The following is a 1,045-nucleotide window of genomic DNA, read 5'->3' as shown; positions in this document are numbered from 1 at the left end:
ATCGGTTCATTTCGAACCCTTTCGATGCTTCGGGCGGGGGCAGTCTGTACCGTACCGGGGACCTTGTACGTTGGTTGGCCGATGGGAACATCGAGTTCATCGGTCGCAAGGACGACCAGGTGAAGGTGCGTGGCTACCGTATCGAACTGGGGGATGTGGAGCATGCCCTCCAGGAGGTATCCACGGTGCGCGAGTGTAGCGTATCGGCCCATGCCGATGGGAACGGGAACAAGCGTTTGGTGGGCTATGTGGTGATCGATGGGGACTTTGACAAGGTCGCATTGCAGGAGGGGCTCAGGGATTCCCTTCCGGAGTATATGGTACCGCAACTATGGGTCTCCTTGGACACACTTCCCTTGACGGTGAACGGGAAGGTCGACAGGAAGGCGTTGCCGCTTCCTGAGCTGTCCGAGCAGTCGACGGTCGAGTACGTAGCGCCGCGCAACGGTACCGAAGAGGCACTGGTCGCTATCTGGCAGGAACTCTTGGGCGTGGAAAAGGTGGGCGTGCACGACAACTTCTTCGAGCTGGGCGGTCACAGCCTTTTGGCGACCCGTTTCGTATCGATGGTGCGCACGCGCATGGAGGTGGAACTGGCGATCCGCGACATTTTCGAGTTCGGTACGATCGAGGAGTTGGGATTGTATATCGAATATAACCACGAGAGTACCGAAGAGAAGGAAGAAGAAGATTATAAAACTACAGTAAACATATAATTATCATGAAAAATGATACTCTAGATATTCTAAGAAAAGTTAGGGCAGCAGGCATAAAACTAAACCTAGAAAAAGGTTCATTAAGCCTAAAGACTAACTCAGATTCTATTGATCCAACTTTAATTCAATTAATAAAGGATCATAAGGGGTCTATTATTAAATATCTTGAAAAATTTAATAGGGAAGATAAGAACAAGCTGTTAATTGAACCTATCAAACCAAATCAGCTTGATAAGGAATCTATGGGCCGCATTCCCTTGTCCTTCAGCCAGGAGCGTTTGTGGTTCCTGGACCAGTTGCAGGGCAGTTTGGAGTACCATATTCCCATG

General features: G+C 49.9%; 2 protein-coding genes. Both read left to right on the top strand.

The window, feature by feature from the left end; genetic code table 11:
- Positions 1-716: phosphopantetheine-binding protein (locus ACRD7P_RS20905; RefSeq protein WP_430909745.1), on the top strand; the 716-nt coding region annotated here is incomplete at its 5' end.
- Positions 717-721: 5 nt separating this feature from the next.
- On the top strand, positions 722-1,045 hold a 324-nt coding region (locus ACRD7P_RS20900; protein ID WP_430909744.1), incomplete at its 3' end, for a hypothetical protein.

This window comes from Maribacter sp. 2-571 (genome assembly GCF_050589625.1).
Taxonomy (GTDB): domain Bacteria; phylum Bacteroidota; class Bacteroidia; order Flavobacteriales; family Flavobacteriaceae; genus Pelagihabitans.
This window is presented reverse-complemented; position numbering and strand designations above follow the sequence as displayed.